Consider the following 23,883-nt stretch of genomic DNA (forward strand, 5'->3'; position numbering starts at 1 on the left):
GGGCGCCCTCTGGCGCCCGCTTTCGATCACATCTGCGTCAGTCAGCCGCCCCAGTGGCGAACCGGCCCGCAGTCCATATGCACAAAATTTGAGCGCGAATAACGACCGACGCCGCCCGAGCTGCAGGCCTCGGCCGCCTTGGCCATCTGACCCACCGAGCGCGACTTCAGCCGCAGGTCGGCTGCTTGCCCGACCATGTGCAGCGAGTGCTTGGCCACGCCGCTGGAGCGCGAGCGCAGCATCGCGTTGGTCGCCGGGCTGCGGTAGCCCGAGAGCAGCATGTAGGGTTCGGTCACATCCATCAGCCGGTGCGAGGCCGCCATGATGTCCACCGTGCGCGCGTCGATGCGAGTCACGTCGTTGGACCGCCAGTCGCGCATGAAGTGATTGATTTCCTTGATGGCTTCGGGGATGTACTCCCCCTCGATCCAGTAGATCGTGTCCATCGATTCCCCGGTGCGGCCCGAGTACATCTTGATCCGCCGGATGTCGCCAGCGCCGCGCAGCAGGCCGAAAGCATTCGAATAGGTCGGAGCTGCAATCATCGCGGTGGCTGCGAACGCGCCAAGAAGACCGCGTCGCGTGATCTGCGAGAGTGTTTTCGTCATGTGTGCGCCTGTCCCGTCGCTGGTCTTTGACCGCCTTGATCGGCGGCTTCGCTGCTACTTTCCCCAAGTGCCTCTCTCCTATGCCACAGCTTAATTCTCGACCCAAGGCAAAGATTGCTGCTCGTCAGGGTTGCGAAGCCCGATCGGCAAAAAGCCGCTGAAAGTGATGGAACCGGAGGCACAGTTGCAAAATCTCGACAAGAGTGACCAATTTGCGACAAGCCTCTGGCTCTTCTTCCGGGCGACTGTGGACAGTGCGCGGCAAATGCCCGAACCTGAGACCAATTGATGCAGCTGCCTTGTCCGAGGATCTTATGCCTTTGCGCCTTGCCCGACCGACGTCGACCCGACTGGCTTCCCTCCTGCTCGCACTGACCCTCGCAACTGCACTTCCGCTCGGCGCCGAGGCGCAGGTTACCCCCTTCACGCGCTCGATCTCCGAGGCCGCCAACCGCGACGAGGCGCTGTCGGCCTTCTACCGCGACCGCGGCTATCGCACGCTCTGGACCGGGCCTGAGGATGCGGCGCGGCGCGCGGCGCTGCTGACGGCGCTGTCGCGGGCAGGGGACCACGGGCTGCCGGTGCAGCGCTATGACGCGGCGGCCCTCATCGCCGCCTTCCGCGAGGCCGATACCGAAGGCGACCGCGGCCGGCTGGAAGTGGCGATGACGCGGGCGCTTGTCGCCTATGCGCATGACCTGCAGAGCGGGGTGCTGAACCCCGGCAAGGTCGATTCCGGCATCAAGCGCAAGGTGACCGAGCGCGACCCTCTGGCCAATCTCGCCGCCTTCGAGCGCGACCCGCTGGCCTTCCTGCACGCGCTGCCACCGCAAGACCCGGAATACGCCCGGCTGGTGAAGGAGAAGATCCGGCTGGAGCGGCTGATCCGCTCGGGCGGCTGGGGCGCACCCTTGGCCGAGACCGCGCTGAAACCCGGGGCCACCGGTCCCGCGCTGATCGCGTTGCGCGACCGGCTGATGGCGATGGGCTATCTCGGGCGCACCGCCTCCTCGGTCTATGACGATACGATCCGGGCCGGGGTGGAGCAGTTCCAGCGCCACCACGGGCTCGAGGCCGACGGCCTCGCCGGGCCGGGCACGATCGCCGAGATCAACGTCGGCCCGGAGGCGCGGCTGAAATCGGTGCTGGTCGCGCTGGAGCGGCAGCGCTGGATGAATTTCGACCGCGGCGCGCGGCACGTCTGGGTCAACCTCGCCGATTTCCAGTCGCGCATCATCGACGACGGCAAGGTGACCTTCGAGACCCGTTCGGTGATCGGCAAGGACGTGCCCGACCAGCGCAGCCCGGAATTCTCGGACGAGATGGAATACATGGTGATCAACCCGTCGTGGAACGTGCCACGCTCGATCACCACCAAGGAATACCTGCCGCTGATGCAGCGCAACCCGAATGCGGCGAGCCATCTAATGCTGGTGGATCGCAACGGGCGGGCGGTGAATCGCGGCTCGATCAACTTCAACGCCTACAATGCGCGCAACTTCCCCTATTCGATGCGCCAGCCGCCGTCGGACGGCAATGCGCTGGGGCTGGTGAAGTTCATGTTCCCGAACGAGTGGAACATCTATCTGCACGACACGCCGTCGAAATCGCTGTTCGACCGGCAGGACCGGGCCTTCTCGCATGGCTGCGTCCGTCTGGCCGATCCGTTCGACTTCGCCTATGCGCTGCTCGCGCCGCAGAGCGCAGACCCGGAGGGCGAGTTTCAGGCGCTGCTGAAGACCGGGCGCGAGAGCGTGGTGCGGCTGGAGCAGCCGGTGCCGGTTCATCTGGTCTATTTCACCGCCTCCTCGACCGCGCGGGGCCAGATGAACTACCGCCGCGATGTCTACGGCCGTGACGGGGTGATTTACGAAGCTTTGAGCGCCGCCGGGGTGGTGCTGGGCCCGCTTCAGGGCTAAATCTGGGAGGCGACGGCAGCGGGCCGTCCCTCTGCCGGAGCCGTCCATGCGCCACACCATCCGCGATATCGCCCAGGCGCTCGGGGCCGAGGCCGAGGGAAATCTGGATCTGCAGATCACCGGCGCCTCCGAACCCGCGACGGCGGGGCCAGAGGCTTTGGCGCTGGCGATGGACCCGCGCTATGCCGAAGGGCTGGCGCAGGGGCAGGCCAAGGCGGCGATGCTCTGGCAGGGCGCCGACTGGCGGGCGCTGGGGCTCGAAGCCGCGATCTTTGCGCCGCGCGGGCGGCTGGCGATGGCGGGGCTGTCGCGGATGCTCGACGCCGGTCCCGCGCTGGCGCCGGGGGTCCACCCGATGTCGCTGGTCGATGCTTCGGCCGAGATCGGCGCGGGTGCTGCCATCGGCCCCTTCGTCAGCATCGGCGCCGGAGCGCGTATCGGGCCGAATGCGCGGATCGCCAGCCACGTCTCCATCGCCGAGGGCGCGCAGATCGGGGCGGACGCGCTGATCCTGCAGGGCGCGCGGATCGGGGCGCGGGTGGTGATCGGCGACCGCTTCATCTGCCAGCCGGGCGCGGTGATCGGCGCCGATGGGTTTTCCTTCGTCACCCCCGAGAAATCCGGGGTGGAGGAGATCCGCGAGACCTTGGGCGAGCGCGAGGAGATCCGGGCGCAGAGCTGGACCCGCATCCATTCGCTGGGCAGCGTCAGCATCGGCGACGATGTGGAGATCGGCGCCAATTCCACCATCGACCGCGGCACGATCCGCGACACCAGCGTCGGCAACGGCACCAAGCTCGACAACCTCGTGCACCTTGGCCACAACGTGCAGGTCGGGCGCGACTGTCTGCTCTGCGGCCAGACCGGCATCGCAGGCTCGGTGAAGGTCGGCGACCGGGTGGTGCTGGGCGGGCAGGTCGGCGTGTCGGACAACATCTTCATCGGCGACGACGTGATCGCCGGGGGCGGCACCAAGATCATGACCAACGCCCCGGCGGGCCGGGTTCTCCTGGGGTATCCGGCAGTGAAAATGGACACCCACATCGAGATGCAGAAGGCGCTGCGCCGTCTGCCGCGGCTGTCGGCGGCGGTCGCGGCACTTCAGAAAGCTGTTTCAAACGGCTGATAGAGCGACTAGATCCGCAGAAAGAGTTGAGAGGATGCCATGGCTCAGAGCGTGAAGGACAAGGTCATCGCGATCATCGCCGAACAGGCGGTGCTGGAGCCTTCGGACGTGACGATGACATCGACTCTGGAAGATCTCGGCATCGACAGCCTCGGGCTGGTGGAATCGATTTTCGCCATCGAGGAGGCCTTCGACATCTCGGTGCCGTTCAACGCCAACGATCCCTCCTCGAGCGCCTTCGACATTTCCTCGGTGGCCGCCATCGTTGCGGCGGTCGAGGGGCTGGTGGCCGCGCAGGCAGCATGACCCCGCGCGGCAACAGGGTCGTCATCACCGGGGCAGGCACGATCAACGCGCTGGCCCATGACGTGAAGGGCACGCTGGAGGCCTTCCGCGAAGGGCGCTGCGGCATCACCGAGCTGGAGATCCGCGACAAGGAGCGGCTGTCGATCCATATTGGCGGGCAGGTCCACAACTGGGATGCGGAAGACCAGTTCAATCGCCAGCAGATCCTGCTCTACGACAAGTTCACCCAGTTCACCCTGCTGGCCGCGCGCGAGGCGGTGGCGCAATCGGGGCTGAATTTCGAGGGGCGGCTGGGCTACGAGACCGGCGTCATCCTCGGCACCGCCGGCGGCGGTGTGAACACCTGGGACGAGAATTACCGCGCTGTCTACGAGGAGGGCAAGAACCGCGTCCATCCCTTCGTCGTGCCGAAGCTGATGAACAACGCCGCCTGCTCGCATGTCTCGATGGAATTCCACCTGAAGGGGCCGTCCTTCACCGTGGCCACCGCCTGCGCCAGCTCCAACCATGCGATGGGGCAGGCCTTCCACATGGTCCGTTCCGGCATGACCAAGGCGATGCTGACCGGCGGGTCGGAATCGATGCTCTGCTTCGGCGGGATCAAGGCCTGGGAGGGCCTGCGCGTCATGTCGAAGGACGCCTGTCGCCCGTTCTCGTTGAACCGCAACGGCATGGTGCAGGGCGAGGGGGCGGCAGTCTTCGTCTTCGAGGATTACGAACACGCCAAGGCCCGCGGCGCCGAGATCCTCGCCGAGGTCGTGGGCTTCGCCATGACCTCCGACGCCTCCGACATCGTGATGCCCTCGAAGCATGGTGCCGCGCGGGCCATCGCCGGGGCACTGCGGGACGCCGGGGTAAACGGCGAAGATGTGGGCTACATCAATGCCCATGGCACTGGCACGGCGGCGAATGACAAGACCGAATGCGCGGCGGTGGCCGATGTCTTCGGCCATCATGCCGACCGGCTGATGATCTCCTCGACCAAGTCGATGCATGGCCATCTGATCGGCGGCACCGGCGCGGTGGAGCTGCTGGCCTGCATCATGGCTCTGCGGGACGGGGTGATCGCCCCGACCATCGGCTATGAGGAGCCCGACCCGGAATGCGCGCTCGACGTGGTGCCGAACGTGGCGCGCAACGCCAAGGTGGATGTGGTGCTGAGCAACGCCTTCGCCTTCGGCGGGCTGAACGCGGTGCTGGCGCTGCGCCGGGCGTGAAACGGAAGACGCCGCCCCGAAGGGCGGCGCCTGCAGGGGCCGGAAAGGCCCGTCTTCAGTCGGCGTTGGCGGTCGCCACGGCGTCGTAGCCGGCGGTGAAGCCGCTCAGCGACACGTCGAGGTTCACCTTCTGGTCGGGCGCCACCACGGGGACGATGGTGATCGTCGCCTTGTTGCCCCGCTTGAAGCCGTCGACCTCGGCCTGGGTGAAGCCCACGCGGGCGACGCAGCCGACCTGACTGCACCAGGTGAAGGGATAGACCTTCGCGGCGGCGGTATCGACCTTCATCGACAGTTGCGCCGTCAGCAGCGTTTCCAGCGGCGCGATGATCGTCGCCCCCGCGGCGGCCTGCTGACCGGCGGGCAGGGCGAAGAGGCTGATCTCGGCCACCGAATTGCCTTCGCCGTCCTTCAGGAGCTGGTAGAGCTGGCAGGGGTCCTTGCCATCCTCGGTGCGCACGCAACGCTGTTCCCAGGCGCCGTGGGTGCTCGCGACATAGGTGCTGCCCGGGCCGTCGGCGGCGGGCTGGCCTTCGGTCTGGCCCATGTTCAGGTCGGGAGCCGCCGGTGATGCGGGGGCGTCGGCCGCCGGAGCCTCCGCCGCCGGGGTTTCGGTCGCCGGAGCTGCGGGGGTTTCCTGCGCGACCGCAGCCGTCCCGAGGCCGAGGCTCAGGGAGATGGCGCAAACTCGTGTAAGATCAGTGATCGACATGCCCGAAGGATCCTCAAATGGTGTCCGTGGCCGTTTAGCATGGCATGCCGCCCAAGTCAGGCCCGAATTCTACACGTCTTGGCGACAAGCTGCTGATGCGAGAGGAGAATGGGGAAAACCCGCCAAAAGGAAAAGGGCCGGCGATCCGGCCCTTCCCATGGTCGATTATGCTCCCTGTCGGACTGGCCGACTTCATTCCTGAGGACGCTAAGCACTAAAACCCGGTGCGTCAACACAGAATCGTGTGACGGCGGAGCGGACGCCCGGGCAGAAAAAAACCGCGCCTTTTCAAGGCGCGGCAGTCTGGGGAGGAAGGAACGCATCGACATGCAATCTGCCTGTCCTTGCAGGAGGGAGACTGGCAGAAAGAGGTTAAGAGAGTATTTTGACCGGAACGGATCGGGCAGGGGGGCGGAACAGGTGAATGCAGCGGACAGGATCTTCGTGGGCGGCGGCGGCGAGGGACAGGGCGTGGGGCAGGAGCTGCTGCTCCGCTACGGCAACCGTCACGGGTTGATTGCGGGGGCCACCGGCACCGGCAAGACGGTGACGCTGCAGATCCTTGCCGAGGGGTTTTCGGCGGCGGGCGTGCCGGTCTTTCTCTCCGACGTGAAGGGCGATCTGGCGGGGCTCGCCGCGGCGGGCGATCCCGCGGGCAAGCTGCACGAGGCCTTTACCGCCCGCGCGCGCACCATCGGCCTGGAGCTCGACTACCGCGCCTTTCCCGTCACCTTCTGGGATCTCTTCGGCGCGCAGGGCCATCCGATTCGCACCACCGTGGCCGAGATGGGGCCGCTGCTGCTCGCCCGGCTCCTGGAGCTGACCGAGCCGCAGGAGGGCGTGCTGAACGTGGCCTTCCGGCTGGCCGAGGAAGAGGGGCTGGCGCTCCTTGATCTCAAGGACCTGCAGGCAATGCTGGTCTTTCTGGCCGAAAATGCCGCCGAGGTCTCGGCCCGCTACGGCCTCGTCGCCACAGCCTCGGTCGGCGCGATCCAGCGGCGGCTTCTGGTGCTCGAGACACAGGGCGGCAGCGCGCTCTTCGGCGAGCCTGCGCTGGAGCTGGCCGACCTGATGCAGAACGACGGGGCAGGGCTGGGGCGGATCAACATCCTCGCCGCCGACCAGCTGATGGCATCTCCGCGGCTCTATGCGACCTTCCTGCTCTGGCTGCTCTCCGAACTCTTCGAGGAGCTGCCCGAGGTCGGCGATCTGGAGAAGCCCAAGCTCGTCTTCTTCTTCGACGAGGCGCATCTGCTGTTCGACGATGCGCCGAAAGCCCTGGTCGACAAGGTGGAGCAGGTGGCGCGGCTGATCCGCTCGAAAGGCGTGGGCATCTATTTCGTCACCCAGCAGCCGGGCGATGTGCCCGACGACATTCTGGCCCAGCTCGGCAACCGGGTGCAGCATGCCCTGCGGGCTTTCACGGCGAAGGACCAGAAGGATCTGCGGCTGGCAGCGCAGACCTATCGCGACAACCCGCGCTTCTCGACCGAAGAGGCGATCCGCGATGTCGGCACCGGCGAGGCGGTGACCTCGTTCCTCGAGGCGAAGGGCATCCCCGGCGTCGTCGAGCGCACGCTGATCCGTCCGCCGTCGTCGCAACTGGGCCCGATCGCGCCGGAGCTGCGGGCAATGCTGCTCGCCGCCTCGCCGGTGAAGGGCAAATATGATACCCCGGTGGACCGGGACTCGGCCTTCGAGCGGTTGCGCGCCCGGACCGAGGCGGCGGCAGCCGAGGCCGGTGCGGCCAAGGCCGAGGAGGCCGAGCGCGAGTTCAAGGCGGGGAGGCGCTACGAGGGCAGCCGGTCGCCGACGCGCGAGAGCACGTCTGCGCGGCGCAGCGACAGCGTGACCGAGGCCTTCGCCAAATCCTTCGCCCGCCAGCTCGGCACCCGCACCGGACAGGCGATCGTGCGCGGCGTGCTCGGCTCGCTGTTCAAGCGCCGCTAAGCAGGATTTTCTGCGAAAATCCGGCAGGGCGCCTTTTCTGCGAAAAGGCCGGACACGATCTTTCGCAGAAAGATCGCCTTGCCGGGCTTTCGCAGAAAGCCCGCGCTAGAGCGGGCGCACCTTGAGCTTCATGATCCGGTTCTCGCGCCGGGTCACCACCTCGAAGCGGAAGCCATGGAAGCTGAAGGCCTGCGCCTCCACCGGGATCATCTGCGCCTCGTGGATCACCAGCCCGGCCACGGTATTGGCCTCGTCGTCCGGCAGGTGCCAGTCCATCATCCGGTTCAGGTCGCGGATCGTCATGCTGCCATCGACCAGATAATCGCCGGTCTCGGTCTGCTTCAGCGTCACCGCATGCGCCAGATCGAACTCGTCGGTGATCTCGCCGACGATCTCCTCGATGATGTCCTCCAGCGTGATCAGCCCGCGCAATGCGCCGTATTCGTCGACCACCAGCGCGAAATGGGTGCGGCGCTTCAGGAACTGGCGCATCTGCTCGTCGAGCGGCGTCGTCTCCGGGACGAAATAGGGTTTCATCGCCACCTTGAGGATGTCGAGATCCTTCACCGAGCCCTGCGCCCCGTCCGCCGCCCGCACCAGCCGGCTCACCTCGCGCAGGAGATCCTTGGCATGGATCACGCCGACGATGTTCTCGTGCTCGTCGCGGTAGAGCGGGATGCGGGTATGCGGCGAGGCGAGGGCCTGGGCGATGATGTCCTCCGGCGGGCGGTCGGCGTCGATCATCTCGATCTGGCTGCGGTGGCGCATGATCTCCTCCACCGTCCGGTCCGAGAGATCGAGCGCGCCGAGCAGGCGGTCGCGGTCCTCCTTCTCCACCGCGCCCTCGGAGTGACCCAGCGCGATGGCCCCGGCGATCTCCTCGCGCAGCGCCAGCACATGGCTGTTCGGATCGGTGCGCACACCGACCGACCAGAGGATGCCGCGCACCAGCGTCCGCACCATGGCGATGATCGGCGAAAAGACGATGATGAGCACCCGGATCACCGGGGCCACCTTGGCGGCCACCGTTTCGGAATTGGTGATGGCATAGGTCTTGGGCAGCACCTCGCCGAAGATCAGGACCAGCGTGGTCATGCCCAGGGTCGCCAATGCGACGCCCGATTCCCCGAAGAGCCGGGTCAGCAGCGCGGTGGCCAGCGAGGCGGCGAGGATGTTCACCACGTTGTTGCCCAGAAGCAGCGCGCCGATCATCCGCTCGCTGTCCTCGGTCACCGCCAGGGCCGTCCGTGCCCCGCGCGAGCCGCGGTCGGCCTGCGCCCTGAGCTTGCCGCGGGAGGCGGCGGTGAGGGCCGTCTCGGAGCCCGAGAAACAGGCCGAGAGTACCAGAAGCGCGAGAATGGACGCCGCGATCAGCCAGTCGGTCGAAGTCATTGTCTCGGTCATGCGGCGAAAGATCCTTCTTCAGATGCGTGCGGCGTGGCCCCGCAGGTCACGTGTCCTTGTCATGTGCCAGAGGATGATGCGTCAGCACCAGAGCCCTCAGATGCTCGTCGAGCACATGGGTGTAGATCTCGGTCGTGGCGAGATCGGCATGGCCGAGCAGGGTCTGGATCACCCGCAGATCGGCGCCCCCGGCCAGAAGATGGGTGGCGAAGGCATGGCGCAGGGTATGCGGCGTGACCTTGGCGGGGTCGACCCCGGCCAGCACGGCGATATCCTTGATCAGCACATAGAAATATTCGCGCGTCAGATGGCCCGCGGCGCCGCTGCCGGGAAAGAGGAAGCGCGAGGCGGGTCTGCCCGCCTTCACCGCCTCGGCCTCGGCAGCATCGCGGGCTGCGAGCCAGCCGGTCAGCGCTTCGCGCGCCGGGGGCGAGAGCGGCACCATCCGCTCGCGCCCGCCCTTGCCGCGCACGAGGATCATCTGCGGATCGCCGCGCGCCGCCGCCACCGGCATCTCGACCAGTTCCGAGACGCGCATCCCGGTGGCATAGAGCAGCTCCAGCAGGCAGCGGTTGCGGATCTGGTCCTGCGCCCGGCGGCCCTTGTCGCGCGCCGCCTCCAGCAGCCGGTCCACCTCGGCCACGTCGAGCGTCTGCGGCAGGTGCTGCGACTTGCCCGGACCCTTGATGCGCAGCGCCGGATTGTCGGCGCGCCAGCCTTCCTCATGCGCGAAGCGATAGAGCTGGCGGATCGAGGACAGGCGGCGGGCGCGGGTGGCCTTCGAGAGGCCCTGCGCCTCGCAGAACATCAGATAGTCCTCGACCGCCCCCCGGTCGGCGCTGGCGAAATCGCTGCCGCGCCGTTCGAGCCAGCTGGCGAAATCCTTCAGGTCGCGGCCATAGGCGAGGCGCGTGTTGCGCGCCGCGTCGAGCTCGGCCGCCTGCGCCTCGAGGAAGGTGGAGATCCAGCGCTCCATCAGCCCCGCCGTTCGAGCAGCAGCAGCTCCAGCGCCGTGCGCCGCGCCGCATCTTCGAGCCCGAGCTTGCGCAGCAGCGCCAGCCCCTCGGTGACCCCGCGCAGATCGCCATGCACGCCGCGCTGGATCCGCTCCAGCGCCAGCAGCACCGCCTCGCCCACCCGGTTCTCGGCGAGAAGACCCGTCGCCTCCTCGCCCACCTCGGGCTCGAGGAAGGCGGGGGCGATGGCGCGGCCCATGCTGTCGGTCGGCGTGACACCCGCAACCGCGCCCTTGGCCAGCGCGATCAGGAAGCCTTCGGCCGCCGAGGTCGGGGTGCGGGCCTGTGCCACACTCTCGTAGCGGTCCGACAGGAGCCCGATGCGGAAGGCGAGCGCCGCCGCCTCGCCGTCGAGCGCCACCTTCTGCAGGGGCTCGGCATAGAGCGTGGCGAAGGGCACCTCGAGCTCGGCCTCGGTCATGCGCAGCCATGCGACGGGCAGCGACTGGGCGATGGGCCCGGTCTCGCCGCGGGCCAGCGCCTCGTCGAAGCGCTGGAAGGCCTGCACCCGGTCCCAGACCCCGCCCGAAGCGGCGGGCAGGCGTTCGGTGTAGAGGCCGAGGAGGCGATTCGGCTCCAGCGCGCCGGCGCGGGCCAGCCGTTCGGCGGCCTCGACCTGCGCCTTCCAGCCCGCCGCATCACGCAGCTCGGCATGCGAGAAGGCCAAGGGCAGGGTCTGGGTGGGCAGCGGCTCGCCGATGGCCTCCATCATGCGCCAGACGAGCGGGGTCGGATGCTCGGGCGTGGGCAGCGGCTCTTCGCCCTCGTAGAGGTCGGGGTCGAGGAAGCGCGACAAAAGCGCATCCTCCTGATCGGTGACGAAACCCAGAGCCTGCGCGGTGCGCAGCGTCAGCGCCGCGGCGTTCCAGTCGCCGGAGCGGGCGAGGCAGAAGATCCGCGCCGGGAAGGTCGGGGCAAGATCGGGCGATTCCTGCATCGTGGCGCAGGCCGCATCCTCCTCGCCGGTGAGCAGCGCCACGTCGAAGGTGCGGCGGAAGTATTGCGGGCCGGTCTGCCCCCCGGCGCGCATCAGGCTCTCGGCCTGATCCAGCGCGCCCATGCTCAAAAGCTTGTCGATCCGCGCCAGCAGCAGCTTGCCCTTGCCCTCGGCATCCACCGGCGCATCCGCCTCGGCCAGCAGCAGCGTCATCAGCAGCGCCCGCAGCGCGGGCAGCGTCTCGGTCGGGGCGGCGGCGATGCGGGTCACGATCTCGTCGGTGCGCCCCATGCCCCAGACCGCGCGCGGCAGGCCGGTGACCGAGCCGGGCAGAAGACCTGCCGCATCGGGCGAGGGGCCGTCGAGCGTGCTCACCGCGACATCCTCCGGCATTGCGCCCTTGCTGATCGCGGGCTCCTCCGGCGGCAGCACCGGCAGCGGCGTGGTGACGGATTTCGACAGCCAGTCGATGGCCGAAAGCGGCTCCTGCGCCAGCAGCGGCGGCGCGAGCATCCCCGCGAGGATCAGCCCGCAGAGCGCCGCGGCACCATGCCGCGACGAGAGGTCGGGCCTTCGCGGCTCACTCGGCATTCAACATCACCGGTTTCGTCACTTCGGCCTGCGGCGGGGTGAGATCCGCCAGATAGGCGTAGCCCGCAAGCCCGACGAAAGCCAGAACCGCCAATACCAGCAATGCCTTGATGATGCGCCACATGCCTGTCCGACCCCTCGTTTTGCCCGTTTTCTTCATTGCCCCCGCCCATGCCATACCATCGGAGGCAGTGACAGGGGATCGTTGGCGTCGAATATATATGGCATTTGCAGCGAGTTCACGCCATTCAAGCGGGAAAGATCGGGCTGAGCGGCGATGCGCCAGCCCCATGACAAGGAAAATGGCCGCAATCGATGACACGGCTGAAGAAAACCGTAGTGCTCGTAGGGATGATGGGGGCGGGGAAGACGGCAGTCGGCACGCAGCTTGCCAAGCTGCTTGGGGTGCCGTTTCTCGATTCGGATGACGAGATCGTGAAGGCGGCCAACCGCTCCATCGCCGAGATCTTCGAGCGGGACGGCGAGGATTTTTTCCGTGCCAAGGAGAGTCAGGTGCTCGGACGGCTGCTGCGCGGCACGCCCTGTATCCTCTCCACCGGCGGCGGCGCCTTTCTGGCCCCGGCCAATCGCGAGACCATCGCGGGGCAGGGGGTGTCGGTCTGGCTCCGGGCCGATCTCGATCTGCTCTGGCAGCGGGTGCGGCACAAGTCGACCCGGCCGCTCTTGCGGACGCCGAACCCGCGCGAGACGCTGCGCACGCTGCATCTCGCCCGCGCGCCGATCTATGCCGAGGCCGATCTGACGGTGGACAGCGCGCCGGACCTGTCGATCGAGGCGATGGCGCTGAAGGTGCGCGAGGCGCTGCTGACGCGGCCCGATGTGCTGGAAAGGATCTGAGATGACAGTCGATGTGGTGCCGGTCTCGCTGGGCGCGCGCAGCTACGAGGTGAGGATCGGGCAGGGGCTGATCGGCCGCGCCGGTGCTGAAATCGCGCCGCTGCTGCACAGGAAGCGCGTCGCCGTCGTCACAGACGACACCGTGGCCGCGCTGCATCTGGCAGAGCTGACCGCGGCGCTGGAGGCCGAGGGCATTGCCGTCGTCACGCTGAGCCTGCCGCCGGGAGAGTCGACGAAAGGCTGGCCGCAATTCTCGCGCTGCGTGGAATGGCTGCTGGAGCAGAAGATCGAGCGGCGCGATGTGGTTGTGGCCTTCGGCGGCGGCGTGGTCGGCGATCTCGTGGGCTTCGCCGCCGCCGTGCTGCGCCGGGGCGTGCGCTTCGTGCAGATCCCGACCTCGCTGCTGGCACAGGTCGACAGCTCGGTCGGCGGCAAGACCGGGATCAACACGGCCCAGGGCAAGAACCTCGTCGGTGCCTTCCACCAGCCCTCGCTGGTGCTGGCCGATATCGACGTGCTGGCCACCCTGCCGCCGCGCGACTTCCTCGCGGGCTATGGCGAGGTGGTGAAATACGGGCTTCTGGGCGACGCCGGCTTCTTCGACTGGCTGGAGGTCAACGCCCAGCATCTTGCGACAGACGCCGCCCTGCGCCAGCGTGCCGTGCGCCGCTCGGTCGAGATGAAGGCCGAGATCGTTGCCCGCGACGAGACGGAGGAGGGCGACCGAGCGCTGCTGAACCTCGGCCACACCTTCTGCCACGCGCTGGAGAAGGCCACCGGCTACTCCGACCGGCTGCTGCATGGCGAAGGCGTGGCCATCGGCTGTGCGCTCGCCTTCGAGCTGTCGCAGCGGCTCGGCCTCTGCGCGCAGGAGGCGCCGAGCCGTCTGCGCCAGCACCTGCGCGCCCTCGGCATGCGGGTCGACATCGCCGACATCCCGGGTGATCTGCCGGGGCCGGAGGCGCTGCTGGCGCTGATGGGGCAGGACAAGAAGGTGGTGGACGGTAGGCTGCGCTTCATCCTCGCCCGCGGCATCGGCGAGGCCTTCGTCGCCGATGACGTGCCGGGTGAGGTCGTGCTGTCGGTGCTGCGCGACGCGCTGCACGGCCGCTGACGGGCCGGCGCCGCGTGACCCCGTTCACCCGGCACCGCCGCTTCCTCATCGCCTTCGGCATTGGCCTCGCCACCGCCGCGGCCTCGTTGCTCCTCGACCTGCCGATGATGCTGCGCGCCCTTGCGGCGGCGGATGTGTTTTTCATCGTCTATCTCGGGCTGATGGCGCATTTCGCCGCGACCGCCGAGCGTGACGACCTGCGCAGCCATGCCGAACGCTCGGACGAGGGGCTTCCGGTGATTCTGGCGATCGCGCTCGGCGCGGTCATCCTCAGCCTCACCGCGATCTTCACGCTGCTGAACGCCGCCCATGCCGGCGCGCTGGAGATCGCGCTGGCCCTCGGCTCGGTGCCGCTGGGCTGGACGATGCTGCACACGCTCTCGGCCTTCCACTACGCCTATCTCTTCTACGCCCCCGGCGAGTCGGGCGAGGATGCGGGCGGCCTCGGCTTTCCCGGTACGACAGAGCCCGACGTCTTCGACTTTCTCTACTTCGCCTTCGTGCTCGGAATGACCGCCCAGACCTCGGATGTGAGCCTCGAGCGCGGCACCTTCCGCCGCGCCGTTCTCGTGCATTCGCTGGCGTCCTTCGTCTACAACACCGTGCTGATCGCGCTGGTGGTGAACGCGGCGCTGACGCTGACCGGCTGATCCCGCATCCCGTGCAACCCACGGGCAGAAAACGAAAAAGGCAGCCCGCAGGCTGCCTGTTTTCGGTAGTTGGCTGGGGCGGGAGGGATCGAACCTCCGTATGTCGGTACCAAAAACCGATGCCTTACCGCTTGGCGACGCCCCAACTGCGGCGGTATTTAGCGAAGCCTTTCGGGGGCTGCAAGCCTCTTTTCGCGGAAATCTCGCGTTGTGGGTCAGAGGCCTGCAAGATAGGACGAAACCATGGAAAAACATGATGTCGTCATCCTTGGGGCAGGGGCTGCCGGCATGTTCTGCGCCATCGAGGCGGGCCGCAGGGGCCGCCGCGTGCTGGTGATCGATCATGCCAAGGCCGCCGGAGAGAAGATCCGCATCTCGGGCGGAGGCCGCTGCAACTTCACCAACCTCGGGATCGCGGCTGACCGCTTCCTCTCGCAGAATCAGCGTTTTGCGCTCTCGGCCTTGAAACGCTACACCCAGTGGGATTTCATCGCCCGGCTCGATGCGGCGGGCATCGCCTGGCATGAGAAGACGCTGGGCCAGCTGTTCTGCGACGGGCCGGCGACGCAGATCGTCTCGATGCTGCTGGACGACATGCGCCGCGCCGGGGTGACGCTCTGGCTCGAGACGGCGCCGGGCGATGTGCGCACCACACCGGGCGGATTCGTCGTCGAGACCTCGCGCGGCCCGGTTCAAGCGGCCTCGGTGGTGGTGGCCACCGGCGGCAAGTCGATCCCGAAGATGGGCGCAACCTCCTACGGCTATCGACTGGCCGAGAGCTTCGGCCTGCCGCTGGTGGAAACCCGGCCCGGCCTCGTGCCGCTGACTCTCGCGGCGCAGGAGCTGGAGGCGCTGAAGCCCTTGGCGGGCGTCGCCGTGCAGGGCAGCGTCACCGCAGGCCGCACGCGTTTCGACGAGGCGCTGCTCTTCACCCATCGCGGGCTCTCGGGGCCGGCGGTGCTGCAGGCGAGCTCCTATTGGCGCGAAGGCCAGCCGGTCACGCTCGATCTGGCGCGGGGCATGGATGCCGCGGCGCATCTGCGCAAGGCGCGCGGCGAGGCCGGTCGCGTGGCGCCGCGCACGGCACTGGCGCAGATCCTGCCGGAGAAACTCGCGCGCCATGTCGAGGCGCTGGCGGGGCTCAACGGCACGCTCGCCGACCAGTCCAACGCCACGCTCGACCGGGTGGCCGCGCTGGTGCATGGCTGGGAGCTGCGGCCGGTCGGCTCCGAAGGCTACCGCACCGCCGAGGTGACGCTGGGCGGCGTCGACACCGACGCGCTCGACGCCCGGACGATGCAGGCGCGCGCCGTGCCGGGGCTGCATTTCATCGGAGAGGTGGTCGACGTGACCGGCTGGCTCGGCGGCTACAATTTCCAATGGGCCTGGTCGTCGGGCTGGGCCGCGGGACAGGCGGTGTGATGCTGGGCCATCTGTATATCCGATAACCAATATTATGTAATTACTACTTCACATCAGCCTTTGTCCGCATGAGACTTTCGGCCGCCTTTACCCAAGCCGCGCCCATGCGCTAGACAGGCCGGACCGTATCAGGAGCATCCCATGTCCTTTGACCGCCGCATCAAGATCGCCCCGTCGATCCTCTCCGCCGATTTCGCCAATTTCGGTGCCGAATGTCAGGCGATCGAGGCTCAGGGCTGCGACTGGGTGCATGTCGACGTGATGGATGGGCATTTCGTGCCGAACCTCACCTTCGGCCCGGCGACCTGCGCCGCGATCCGGCCGCATATCAAGGGTGTCATGGATGTGCATCTGATGATCGCCCCGGTCGACGCCTATATCGACGCCTTCGCCACAGCCGGCGCCGACATCATCACCGCGCATCTCGAGGCCGGGCCGCATGTGCACCGCACGCTGCAAGCCATTCGCGGTGCTGGTAAAAAGGCCGGGCTCGCGCTGAACCCCGGCACCGGGATCGACGGCGTGGTGCATCTGCTCGACATGGTGGACCTGATCTGCGTGATGACGGTGAACCCCGGTTTCGGCGGGCAGAAGTTCATCCATTCGCAGCTCGACAAGATCCGCAGCCTGCGCGCCATGATCGGCGACCGCCCGGTGCATATCGAGATCGACGGCGGCGTGACGCCGGAGACCGCGCCGCTGGTGGCCGCCGCCGGTGCCGATGTGCTGGTCGCCGGCTCGGCGGTGTTCAAGGGCGGCTCCGTGAGCAACCCCGAGCCCTATGGCGCCAACATCCGGGCGATCCGCGCAGCAGCGGAAGCCGCAGTCACGGCCTGAAACCAACGGCTTGCGGGATGATGCTCGCAAGCCGTCGCAGCTCAGACGATGGCGCGTTCGCGGAACGGCCGGCCCTCCAACACCCGCTCGACAGCCAGATCGGACAGATCGAGGCTTTGCCAGCCGCCGGTCAGCACATGTTCGGCAATCCCGCGTCCCACCGCGGGAGATTGCTGCAGCCCGTGGCCGGAAAATCCGTTCATCAGGAAGAGGTTCGGGATCGCCGGATGCGGGCCGAGGATCGCGTTCTGGTCCAGCGTGTTGTAGGCGTAATGCCCCACCCAGTGCCGCACCACCTTCACCGCGTCGAAGCCCGGTGCACGGGCGTAGAGCTGCTCCCAGATCACATCCTCGAAGAGGTGGAGGTCGGGCTCGAAGTCATCCGCCGCACAGGGCCCGTCCTCGGCAGGCACCGTCGCGGTGATCCATTGCGAGCCCGACTCGGGCCGCAGGTAGAAGCCCTGATCGACGAGCAGCGGTGCCTCGGGGTGGCGGGCATTTGGCGCGTCGATGACGAAGACCGTGCGCTTTCGCGGCTCCACCGGCAGCGTCAGCCCCGCCATCGCCATCACCTCCGCCGCCCGCGTGCCCGCCGCATTGATCGCGACGCCGCAGCCGATACGCCCGCCCGAGGCGAGCGCGACCCCGGTGATCCGGCCCGCCTGCTGTTCCAGCCCGGTCACGCAATCCGACAGGAACCGCGCCCCCTGTGCCTTGGCCGCGGCGCGGAAGCCTGCGAGCAGCCCCATGTTGTCGAACCAGCCCTCGTCGCGCGGCCCGAAGGAGCCCGCCACCAGATCGCCGACCTCGAGCCAGGGAAACCGCGCCTTCACCGCCTCCGGCGACAGGATCTCTGTCGCGGCGCCAAGCCCGCGCTGCATCCCGGCAACCTCGGCCAGGACCCCTGCCCCGGCCTCCGTCCCGGTCAGGAACAGATAACCGTTCTCCTTCAGCCCCAGCGAGCCGATCCCGACATCGACGCCGAGGCTCTCTTGGAAGTCGCGGATGAAGCCCACGCCGAAACGCGAGATCGCCACGTTCACCGGATTGGTGAATTGGCTGCGGATCGAGGCCACCGACAGCGCGGTCGAGGCACGGGCGAAGCTCGTGTCGCGCTCGATCACCGTCACGCCCAGTCCGGGCTGCATCCGCGTCAGCCAATAGGCCGCCGAGGCCCCCATGACCGCCCCGCCGATGATCACCACATCCGTGTTCTGCGCCATACCCGCCCCGCCATGCCCGCCGCTCGTGCCGTCTCGACAGAGCGGCGAGGACATTGATATGACGCTGGAAAGAGGCGGACCAGCCCGGCCGTTGAAAATCGGTTCCGGATCCCGGAGAAGCGTGCATGACCGAGGTTCTGGACAGGCTGAACAGCATCGCGGAAGCGGCGACGATCGATATCGCCTGGACCATCGCCGCAGGCCATTTCCGCCACTGCGGCTTCTCTCGCGTGAACTACGGCTTCACCCGCTACCGCAGCGGCAGGTCCATCGGCAACCCCGACGATGCCGTCTTCCTCACCACCACCGATCCGGCCTATGCCACGCTCTACTTCCGGGGCGGTTTCTACGCCCGCACCGCGCCCTACCGCTGGACCACCGAGAACACCGGCAGCTGCACCTGGCGCTGGGTGGAAGAGGCCTTCCACGCCGGCACCCTGCCGCCCGACGAAGCAGCGGCGCTGCAGATGAACATCCTGATGCACATCCGCGCCGGCATCACCATCAGTTTCCCTGAAGCCTCGCCCCGCTCCAAGGGCGCCCTCGGCCTGATCGCCGACGCGGGGCTCGACCATGACGCGGTGGACCGGATCTGGGCGGCGGAGGGGCGGAGCCTTTCGGCGGTGGCGCATATGCTGCATCTGAAGGTGGCGCAGCTGCCGGTCCCGGCACAGCGCCGCGCCCTCACCCGCCGGCAGCGCGAGCCGCTGGAATGGGTGGCCGAGGGCAAGACCTCGCAGGACATCGCCACGATCATGGGGCTGTCGTCGCAGACCGTCGAGAAGCACCTGCGCCTTGCCCGCGAGGCGCTGGATGTGGAGACCACGGCGCAGGCGGTCGCGAAATCCACCCTGCTGAACCTGATCTTCGTGCGCCCTGCCCCGCTGCCGCAGGCGCCCGAGAAGGTAGGGAATCCCTGACTTACCTGGTGCAGGGGAAACTGCCACTAAGCGCGCAAGTTTGACCGTGGAGCCGCTCTAGGGGCGGCGCGCGTCACTCCCCTGCCGGGGCCTTCGTCATCTCCGGCAGTGGGCTCTGCGCCGGACCTCATCCCCCGTGCGGCGGCGCAAAAAAACGGTGCGGTCCTTCCCCAGGACCGCACCGTTTTCATTTTCAGCAGAAAGACGGGCCCGGGTTGCCCCGGGCCGCGCAACCTCAGCCAGCCAGCGTCTTGGCGACTTCGGCGGCGAAATCCTCTTTCTCTTTCTCGATGCCTTCGCCGACCGACATGCGCACGAAGCCCACGACCTCGACACCGGCGTCCTTGGCGGCCTGCGCCACGGTCACGTCGGGGTTCAGCACGAACTTCTGGCCGAGCAGCGTGACTTCCTCGAAGAACTTGGCCATGCGGCCGATGATCATCTTCTCGATCACCGCATCCGGCTTGCCGGATTCGCGCGCCTGTTCGGTCAGCACGTTCTTCTCGCGCTCGATCAGCGCCGGGTCCAGATCTGCTTCGCCGAGCGAGGCCGGGTTGGTCGCCGCCACATGCATGGCGATCTGCTTGGCGATGCCGTTGTCGGTGCCCTTCACGGCCACCAGCACGCCGATCTTGCCCATGCCGTCCGCCGCGGCGTTGTGCACATAGGCAGCGACCGAGTCGCCTTCCAGCACGGCCATGCGGCGCAGCGTCATGTTCTCGCCGATCACGGCGATGGCTTCGTTCAGCGTGGCCTCGACGGTCTTGCCGCCCAGATCCGCCGCCTTCAGCGCCTCGACGTCCGAGACCTTCAGCGCGGTCTTGGTGAAGTTGGCCACCAGCGCCTGGAAGTCGGCGTTCTTCGCCACGAAGTCGGTCTCGGAGTTCACCTCGACGGCGACGCCCTTGCCACCTTCGACGGCAACGCCGACCAGACCTTCAGCAGCGGTGCGACCGGCCTTCTTGGCGGCCTTCGCCAGACCTTTCGTGCGCAGCCAGTCGACGGCGGCTTCCATGTCGCCATCGGTCTCGGTCAGCGCGCGTTTCGCGTCCATCATCCCTGCGCCGGTCGATTCGCGCAGTTCCTTCACCATCTGAGCGGTGATTGCCATAGCGGCTCTCCTCAATGAAATCCCGTGAATGCCGGGCGGGACGATGGCCCCACCCGGTAACAAGGCTGTAACAAGCCGGAAGGAGCGGGGCCTCAGGCCTCCAGCGCTTCTTCCTCGGGGGCAGCGTCCAGCGCGCCGAGGTCGATGCCGGCAGCGCCCATCTGGGCGGTCATGCCGTCGAGCGCAGCGCGCGAGACCAGGTCGCAATACAGGGCGATGGCGCGGGCCGCGTCATCGTTGCCCGGGATCACGTAGTCCACGCCCTTGGGCGAGCAGTTGGTGTCGACGACGCCGACCACCGGGATGCCCAGCTTCTGCGCTTCGAGGATCGCCAGATCCTCCTTGCCCACGTCGATGATGAACAGCAGGTCCGGAACGCCGCCCATGTCGCGGATGCCGCCGAGCGACGCCTGCAGCTTGGACTGCTCGCGCTCCATGTTCAGCCGCTCTTTCTTGGTCAGGCCCTCGGCGCCGTTCGCCATCAGCTCGTCGAGCTGCTTCAGGCGCTGGATCGACTGCGAGACGGTCTTCCAGTTGGTGAGCGTGCCGCCCAGCCAGCGGTGGTTCATGTAGTGCTGCGCGCATTTCTCGGCAGCTTCGGCGATCGGCTTCTGCGCCTGACGCTTGGTGCCGACGAACAACACGCGGCCGCCCTTGGCGACGGTGTCACGCACGACTTTCAGCGCCGCGTCCAGCATCGGGACGGTCTGCGTCAGGTCGAGAATGTGGATACCGTTGCGGTCGCCGTAGATGAATTCACCCATCTTCGGGTTCCAGCGTGCGGTCTGGTGGCCGTAGTGAACGCCAGCTTCAAGCAGCTGACGCATGGAAAACTCGGGGAGCGCCATGTCCATTATCCTTTTCCGGTTTGCGCCTCGGCAGGGCCATCTCAGAACTCGCGTTCCAACCGGCGGACCCTCGGGGATGTCTCCCCCGAAAAGCCCAAGCCCCACCTGTGAAGTGCCGCGCCTATACAAGCCGCGGCAGCCCTTTGCAAGAGCCCTCTCCCGTTCTCGCCGGGCGACAGGGCAAGCCTCGCCCGCGCGACCCCGCCCGTGCGCGAAATCTGCGCTTGCTTCGGCGCGGCGCGCCCGGCATCAGAACGGCCATGCAAGCGCCAGACATCCTCTGTATCGGCTCCGTCCTCTGGGACATCATCGGTCGTTCGCCTACCGCGATGCGGGTGGGGTCGGACGTGCCCGGTCGCATCACCCGGCTGCCGGGGGGTGTGGCGATGAACATCGCCATGACCCTGCGCCGCTTCGGGCTCACGCCGGCGCTGCTCTCGGCCATCGGGCGCGATCCCGAGGGGGACGAGCTGGTGGCGGCCTGCGCGCGGATGGGGCTCGACACCGCGCAGCTCTACCGCTCCGAGGATCTGCCGACCGACCGCTACATGGCGGTCGAGGGCGCCAACGGGCTGATCGCCGCCATCGCCGACGCCCATTCGCTCGAGGCGGCGGGCGACAAGATCCTGCGGCCGCTGGCCGACGGGCGACTGGGGTCGGAGGCCGCGCCCTATGCCGGGCTGATCGCGCTCGACGGCAACCTGACCGAGGCGCTGCTGGCCGATCTGGCGGCCTCGCCCCTCTTCGCCGCCGCCGACCTGCGCATCGCCCCCGCCAGCCCCGGCAAGGCCGAACGGCTGAGCCCTCTGCTGTCGCATCCGCGCGCCACGCTTTATCTCAATCTCGAGGAGGCGGGCATCCTCTGCAAGGCGCGGTTCGAGGGGGCCGAGGCCGCTGCCATCGCCCTGCTCGAGCGCGGCGCCGAGCGGGTTCTGGTGACCGACGGGGGCCGGGCCTGTGCCGACGGGCGGCGGGGGCTCGGCGTGCTGACCGGGACGCCGCCTGCCGTGCTCGTGACCCGGGTGACCGGGGCGGGTGACACTTTCATGGCCGCGCATATCGTGGCCGAACGGCGCGGCGATCCGCGCGAGGCGGCGCTGACGGCCGCCCTGCGCGCCGCCGCCGACTATATCTCAGGAGAAATCGGATCATGACAGCCCCGCTCACCCTGCTTCCCGAGGTTGCCGACGCGCTGGCCGGGGGCCGCGCCGTGGTGGCGCTGGAATCGACCATCATCACCCACGGCATGCCCTTCCCGCAGAATGTGGAGACCGCCCGCGCCGTCGAGGCCGAGATCCGCGCGGCGGGCGCCGTGCCTGCCACGATCGCGGTGATGGGCGGGCGGATCCATGTCGGGCTGACCGGGGACGAGCTGGATCAGCTGGGTCAGGCCAAGGACGTGGCCAAGCTGTCGCGGGCCGACATGGCCGCCTGCCTCGCGCAGGGGCGGACGGGGGCGACGACGGTCGCCGCCACGATGATCGCGGCGCGGCTCGCCGGGATCTCGGTCTTCGCCACCGGCGGGATCGGGGGGGTGCATCGGGGGGCGGAGCTGAGCTTCGACATCTCGGCCGACCTGCGCGAGCTGGCGCAGACTCCGGTCACGGTGATTGCGGCGGGAGCGAAGGCGATCCTCGACCTGCCGAAGACGCTGGAGGTTCTGGAAACCTACGGGGTGCCGGTCATCGCCTTCGGGCAGGACGAGTTCCCGGCCTTCTGGTCGCGCGGGTCGGGGCTTCCGGCGCCGCTCCGGATGGACAGCGCGGGCGAGATCGCGGCGGCGCATCTGATGCGGGGGAGGCTGGGGCTGCCGGGGGGGCAGCTGGTGGCCAATCCGATCCCGGTCGAGCATGAGATCGCCTTTGCCGAGATCAGCCCGGTGATCGAGCAGGCGCTGGCCGAGGCGGCGGATCGGGGGATCGCGGGCAAGGCGGTGACGCCCTTCCTTCTGGACCGGATGTTCGAGATCACGGCGGGGCGGTCGCTGGCCTCCAACGTCGAGCTGGTGCTGAACAATGCCCGGCTGGGCGCGGCCGTGGCGATCGAGATCGCGAAGGGCTGATTTCGCGAGCAGGATCGCGGGCGCCGATTTCACGCGTGAAAATGCAGATAACCGATTGGTATTCAACGGTTATCTGTTGCGCGTTAATTGAAAAGTAGGATTCGTAGGGTGGGGTGAAACCCCACCCTACGCCTACCTTGCTCGCCTATTGTCGATGCGGACCGACATCCCCATCCCCGGTCACCCGGCACGTCGGCGCTTTCTCCGTCAAACGCTACCGTTTCACAGCGCCGTCCAGCCGCCATCGACCGAGATGGTGGTGCCGGTGATCTGGTCGGCATGGGCCGAGCAGAGGAAGACGACGGTGCCACCCATCTGTGAGGTGGTGGCGAATTGCTTCGAGGGTTGGCGGTCCAGCATGACCTCGCGGATCACCGTCTCGCGGTCCATGCCATGCGCCTTCATCTGGTCGGGGATCTGCGCCTCGACCAGAGGGGTCAGCACATAGCCCGGGCAGATGGCGTTGCAGGTGACGCCCTGCCCCGCGGTTTCCAGCGCGGTGACCTTGGTGAAGCCGACGAGCCCGTGCTTGGCCGCGACATAGGCCGATTTGTAGGGGCTGGCGGTCAGCCCATGCGCCGAGGCGATGTTGACGATCCGGCCCCAGCCCTTTTCCCGCATCCCCGGCAAGGCGGCGGCGGTGGTGTGGAAGGCCGAAGAGAGGTTGATGGCGAGGATCGCCTCCCATTTCTCGGTCGGGAACTCCTCGATGGCGGCGACATGCTGGATGCCGGCATTGTTCACCAGAATGTCGCAGCCCCCTGCCCGCTCGATCAGCGCGCGGCACTGGTCGGGCTTCGACATGTCGGCCTGCAGGTAGCGGACGCTGACGCCATGCGCGGCGGCGAGTTTTTCGGCCAGCGCGTGATCCTCGGGGCGGTCGGTGAAGGAGTTGATGACGACATCGGCCCCGGCCCGCGCCAGCTCCTCGGCGGCGCCCAGTCCGATGCCCGAGTTCGACCCGGTGACGATTGCCGTTCTGCCCTTCAGAGACATACTGTTCCTCCGCTGTTCCCCGGCCAGACTTAGCCGAGCGACAGCCGCAAGGCGAG

23 protein-coding genes and 1 tRNA gene are annotated in these 23,883 nt (G+C 67.8%); 13 read left to right on the forward strand and 11 right to left on the reverse strand.

Features of this window, described 5'->3' with window-relative positions:
* Positions 1-41: 41 nt before the first annotated feature.
* On the reverse strand, positions 42-608 hold the full coding sequence (mepK, locus tag AC3A5Z_RS10125; RefSeq protein ID WP_487519229.1) for a peptidoglycan L,D-endopeptidase MepK: 567 nt from the start codon (positions 606-608) through the stop codon (positions 42-44).
* A gap of 314 nt (positions 609-922) precedes the next feature.
* On the opposite strand from mepK, the gene AC3A5Z_RS10130 reads away from it, so the two are divergent.
* The 4 genes from AC3A5Z_RS10130 to AC3A5Z_RS10145 are packed head-to-tail and all read left to right on the forward strand — an operon-like array spanning position 923 to position 5,176.
* Positions 923-2,527 carry a L,D-transpeptidase family protein gene (locus tag AC3A5Z_RS10130; protein ID WP_487519602.1) on the forward strand — a complete coding sequence of 535 codons (1,605 nt, stop codon included), beginning with the start codon at positions 923-925 and terminating at the stop codon, positions 2,525-2,527.
* A 46-nt stretch (positions 2,528-2,573) separates the two neighbouring features.
* Positions 2,574-3,653, forward strand: coding sequence for a UDP-3-O-(3-hydroxymyristoyl)glucosamine N-acyltransferase (locus AC3A5Z_RS10135; RefSeq protein WP_487519230.1), 1,080 nt, complete (start codon positions 2,574-2,576; stop codon positions 3,651-3,653).
* Positions 3,654-3,692: 39 nt separating this feature from the next.
* On the forward strand, positions 3,693-3,959 hold the full coding sequence (locus AC3A5Z_RS10140) for an acyl carrier protein (RefSeq protein ID WP_487519231.1): 267 nt from the start codon (positions 3,693-3,695) through the stop codon (positions 3,957-3,959).
* The gene (locus AC3A5Z_RS10145; RefSeq protein WP_487519232.1) at positions 3,956-5,176 is read left to right on the forward strand and encodes a beta-ketoacyl-[acyl-carrier-protein] synthase family protein; all 1,221 of its coding nucleotides are present in this window, start codon (positions 3,956-3,958) and stop codon (positions 5,174-5,176) included. Before AC3A5Z_RS10140 ends, AC3A5Z_RS10145 begins: the two co-directional genes overlap by 4 nt.
* A 55-nt stretch (positions 5,177-5,231) precedes the next feature.
* Here the strand turns inward: AC3A5Z_RS10145 and AC3A5Z_RS10150 are convergent, their stop codons facing one another.
* Positions 5,232-5,888: an invasion associated locus B family protein gene (locus AC3A5Z_RS10150; protein WP_487519233.1), complete on the reverse strand. Its 657-nt coding sequence runs from the start codon at positions 5,886-5,888 to the stop codon at positions 5,232-5,234.
* Positions 5,889-6,308: 420 nt separating this feature from the next.
* On the opposite strand from AC3A5Z_RS10150, the gene AC3A5Z_RS10155 reads away from it, so the two are divergent.
* Positions 6,309-7,838 carry a helicase HerA-like domain-containing protein gene (locus tag AC3A5Z_RS10155; protein WP_487519234.1) on the forward strand — a complete coding sequence of 510 codons (1,530 nt, stop codon included), beginning with the start codon at positions 6,309-6,311 and terminating at the stop codon, positions 7,836-7,838.
* Between the two features lie 105 nt (positions 7,839-7,943).
* On the opposite strand, the gene AC3A5Z_RS10160 is transcribed toward AC3A5Z_RS10155, so the two are convergent.
* The 4 genes from AC3A5Z_RS10160 to AC3A5Z_RS10175 are packed head-to-tail and all read right to left on the reverse strand — an operon-like array spanning position 7,944 to position 11,910.
* Positions 7,944-9,242: an HlyC/CorC family transporter gene (locus AC3A5Z_RS10160; RefSeq protein ID WP_487519235.1), complete on the reverse strand. Its 1,299-nt coding sequence runs from the start codon at positions 9,240-9,242 to the stop codon at positions 7,944-7,946.
* Positions 9,243-9,288: 46 nt separating this feature from the next.
* On the reverse strand, positions 9,289-10,218 hold the full coding sequence (locus AC3A5Z_RS10165; protein ID WP_487519236.1) for a site-specific tyrosine recombinase XerD: 930 nt from the start codon (positions 10,216-10,218) through the stop codon (positions 9,289-9,291).
* Positions 10,218-11,786 (reverse strand): hypothetical protein, encoded by a 1,569-nt coding sequence (locus tag AC3A5Z_RS10170; RefSeq protein ID WP_487519237.1) that lies wholly within the window; start codon positions 11,784-11,786, stop codon positions 10,218-10,220. Before AC3A5Z_RS10170 ends, AC3A5Z_RS10165 begins: the two co-directional genes overlap by 1 nt.
* Positions 11,776-11,910: a hypothetical protein gene (locus AC3A5Z_RS10175; RefSeq protein WP_107663268.1), complete on the reverse strand. Its 135-nt coding sequence runs from the start codon at positions 11,908-11,910 to the stop codon at positions 11,776-11,778. Before AC3A5Z_RS10175 ends, AC3A5Z_RS10170 begins: the two co-directional genes overlap by 11 nt.
* 191 nt (positions 11,911-12,101) lie before the next feature.
* Between AC3A5Z_RS10175 and AC3A5Z_RS10180 the strand changes: the two genes are divergently transcribed.
* From AC3A5Z_RS10180 to AC3A5Z_RS10190, 3 genes are read left to right on the forward strand one after another with little or no spacing between them, the layout of a single operon-like run.
* Positions 12,102-12,644, forward strand: a complete 543-nt coding sequence (locus AC3A5Z_RS10180; RefSeq protein WP_487519238.1) for a shikimate kinase — start codon at positions 12,102-12,104, stop codon at positions 12,642-12,644.
* 1 nt (position 12,645) lies between these two features.
* Positions 12,646-13,758, forward strand: a complete 1,113-nt coding sequence (gene aroB / locus AC3A5Z_RS10185; RefSeq protein ID WP_487519239.1) for a 3-dehydroquinate synthase — start codon at positions 12,646-12,648, stop codon at positions 13,756-13,758.
* Positions 13,759-13,772: 14 nt separating this feature from the next.
* Positions 13,773-14,408 carry a DUF1345 domain-containing protein gene (locus AC3A5Z_RS10190; protein ID WP_487519240.1) on the forward strand — a complete coding sequence of 212 codons (636 nt, stop codon included), beginning with the start codon at positions 13,773-13,775 and terminating at the stop codon, positions 14,406-14,408.
* A 70-nt stretch (positions 14,409-14,478) separates the two neighbouring features.
* Here the strand turns inward: AC3A5Z_RS10190 and AC3A5Z_RS10195 are convergent.
* Positions 14,479-14,553, reverse strand: a tRNA-Gln gene (locus AC3A5Z_RS10195).
* A 98-nt stretch (positions 14,554-14,651) separates the two neighbouring features.
* Here AC3A5Z_RS10195 and AC3A5Z_RS10200 point away from each other — a divergent pair.
* Positions 14,652-15,830 (forward strand): BaiN/RdsA family NAD(P)/FAD-dependent oxidoreductase, encoded by a 1,179-nt coding sequence (locus tag AC3A5Z_RS10200; RefSeq protein ID WP_487519241.1) that lies wholly within the window; start codon positions 14,652-14,654, stop codon positions 15,828-15,830.
* A 141-nt stretch (positions 15,831-15,971) separates the two neighbouring features.
* Positions 15,972-16,667: a ribulose-phosphate 3-epimerase gene (rpe, locus tag AC3A5Z_RS10205; RefSeq protein WP_487519242.1), complete on the forward strand. Its 696-nt coding sequence runs from the start codon at positions 15,972-15,974 to the stop codon at positions 16,665-16,667.
* A gap of 41 nt (positions 16,668-16,708) precedes the next feature.
* Here the strand turns inward: rpe and AC3A5Z_RS10210 are convergent, their stop codons facing one another.
* Positions 16,709-17,890, reverse strand: a complete 1,182-nt coding sequence (locus AC3A5Z_RS10210; RefSeq protein ID WP_487519243.1) for an NAD(P)/FAD-dependent oxidoreductase — start codon at positions 17,888-17,890, stop codon at positions 16,709-16,711.
* Between the two features lie 125 nt (positions 17,891-18,015).
* Between AC3A5Z_RS10210 and AC3A5Z_RS10215 the strand changes: the two genes are divergently transcribed.
* Positions 18,016-18,810 carry a helix-turn-helix transcriptional regulator gene (locus AC3A5Z_RS10215; protein WP_487519244.1) on the forward strand — a complete coding sequence of 265 codons (795 nt, stop codon included), beginning with the start codon at positions 18,016-18,018 and terminating at the stop codon, positions 18,808-18,810.
* Positions 18,811-19,045: 235 nt separating this feature from the next.
* On the opposite strand, the gene tsf is transcribed toward AC3A5Z_RS10215, so the two are convergent.
* Both tsf and rpsB read right to left on the reverse strand, forming a co-directional pair.
* A complete protein-coding gene (gene tsf, locus AC3A5Z_RS10220; protein ID WP_487519245.1) occupies positions 19,046-19,921 on the reverse strand; it encodes a translation elongation factor Ts in 876 nt (291 codons plus the stop codon).
* Positions 19,922-20,013: 92 nt separating this feature from the next.
* Complete coding sequence (gene rpsB, locus AC3A5Z_RS10225) at positions 20,014-20,775, reverse strand: 30S ribosomal protein S2 (protein ID WP_107663276.1); 762 nt, start codon at positions 20,773-20,775, stop codon at positions 20,014-20,016.
* A gap of 254 nt (positions 20,776-21,029) precedes the next feature.
* On the opposite strand from rpsB, the gene AC3A5Z_RS10230 reads away from it, so the two are divergent.
* Both AC3A5Z_RS10230 and AC3A5Z_RS10235 read left to right on the forward strand, forming a co-directional pair.
* Positions 21,030-21,923 (forward strand): PfkB family carbohydrate kinase, encoded by an 894-nt coding sequence (locus tag AC3A5Z_RS10230; RefSeq protein WP_487519246.1) that lies wholly within the window; start codon positions 21,030-21,032, stop codon positions 21,921-21,923.
* On the forward strand, positions 21,920-22,831 hold the full coding sequence (locus AC3A5Z_RS10235; RefSeq protein WP_487519247.1) for a pseudouridine-5'-phosphate glycosidase: 912 nt from the start codon (positions 21,920-21,922) through the stop codon (positions 22,829-22,831). The genes AC3A5Z_RS10230 and AC3A5Z_RS10235 overlap by 4 nt, the downstream gene beginning before the upstream one ends.
* A gap of 222 nt (positions 22,832-23,053) precedes the next feature.
* Here the strand turns inward: AC3A5Z_RS10235 and AC3A5Z_RS10240 are convergent, their stop codons facing one another.
* A complete protein-coding gene (locus tag AC3A5Z_RS10240; RefSeq protein WP_487519248.1) occupies positions 23,054-23,827 on the reverse strand; it encodes a 3-hydroxybutyrate dehydrogenase in 774 nt (257 codons plus the stop codon).
* Positions 23,828-23,883 lie beyond the last annotated feature (56 nt).

Source organism: Cereibacter sp. Soil_C_27 (genome assembly GCF_057657095.1).

Coding starts and splice junctions, on each gene's coding strand:
- rpe (WP_487519242.1), top strand. CDS start 15,972: ATGTCCTTTGACCGCCGCATCAAGATCGCCCCGTCGATCCTCTCCGCC.
- AC3A5Z_RS10235 (WP_487519247.1), top strand. CDS start 21,920: ATGACAGCCCCGCTCACCCTGCTTCCCGAGGTTGCCGACGCGCTGGCC.
- AC3A5Z_RS10180 (WP_487519238.1), top strand. CDS start 12,102: ATGACACGGCTGAAGAAAACCGTAGTGCTCGTAGGGATGATGGGGGCG.
- AC3A5Z_RS10130 (WP_487519602.1), top strand. CDS start 923: ATGCCTTTGCGCCTTGCCCGACCGACGTCGACCCGACTGGCTTCCCTC.
- AC3A5Z_RS10215 (WP_487519244.1), top strand. CDS start 18,016: ATGACCGAGGTTCTGGACAGGCTGAACAGCATCGCGGAAGCGGCGACG.
- AC3A5Z_RS10240 (WP_487519248.1), bottom strand. CDS start 23,827: ATGTCTCTGAAGGGCAGAACGGCAATCGTCACCGGGTCGAACTCGGGC.
- AC3A5Z_RS10200 (WP_487519241.1), top strand. CDS start 14,652: ATGGAAAAACATGATGTCGTCATCCTTGGGGCAGGGGCTGCCGGCATG.
- mepK (WP_487519229.1), bottom strand. CDS start 608: ATGACGAAAACACTCTCGCAGATCACGCGACGCGGTCTTCTTGGCGCG.
- AC3A5Z_RS10145 (WP_487519232.1), top strand. CDS start 3,956: ATGACCCCGCGCGGCAACAGGGTCGTCATCACCGGGGCAGGCACGATC.
- AC3A5Z_RS10210 (WP_487519243.1), bottom strand. CDS start 17,890: ATGGCGCAGAACACGGATGTGGTGATCATCGGCGGGGCGGTCATGGGG.
- AC3A5Z_RS10230 (WP_487519246.1), top strand. CDS start 21,030: ATGCAAGCGCCAGACATCCTCTGTATCGGCTCCGTCCTCTGGGACATC.
- AC3A5Z_RS10135 (WP_487519230.1), top strand. CDS start 2,574: ATGCGCCACACCATCCGCGATATCGCCCAGGCGCTCGGGGCCGAGGCC.
- AC3A5Z_RS10170 (WP_487519237.1), bottom strand. CDS start 11,786: ATGCCGAGTGAGCCGCGAAGGCCCGACCTCTCGTCGCGGCATGGTGCC.
- AC3A5Z_RS10165 (WP_487519236.1), bottom strand. CDS start 10,218: ATGGAGCGCTGGATCTCCACCTTCCTCGAGGCGCAGGCGGCCGAGCTC.
- aroB (WP_487519239.1), top strand. CDS start 12,646: ATGACAGTCGATGTGGTGCCGGTCTCGCTGGGCGCGCGCAGCTACGAG.
- tsf (WP_487519245.1), bottom strand. CDS start 19,921: ATGGCAATCACCGCTCAGATGGTGAAGGAACTGCGCGAATCGACCGGC.
- AC3A5Z_RS10140 (WP_487519231.1), top strand. CDS start 3,693: ATGGCTCAGAGCGTGAAGGACAAGGTCATCGCGATCATCGCCGAACAG.
- AC3A5Z_RS10175 (WP_107663268.1), bottom strand. CDS start 11,910: ATGTGGCGCATCATCAAGGCATTGCTGGTATTGGCGGTTCTGGCTTTC.
- AC3A5Z_RS10150 (WP_487519233.1), bottom strand. CDS start 5,888: ATGTCGATCACTGATCTTACACGAGTTTGCGCCATCTCCCTGAGCCTC.
- AC3A5Z_RS10160 (WP_487519235.1), bottom strand. CDS start 9,242: ATGACCGAGACAATGACTTCGACCGACTGGCTGATCGCGGCGTCCATT.
- rpsB (WP_107663276.1), bottom strand. CDS start 20,775: ATGGACATGGCGCTCCCCGAGTTTTCCATGCGTCAGCTGCTTGAAGCT.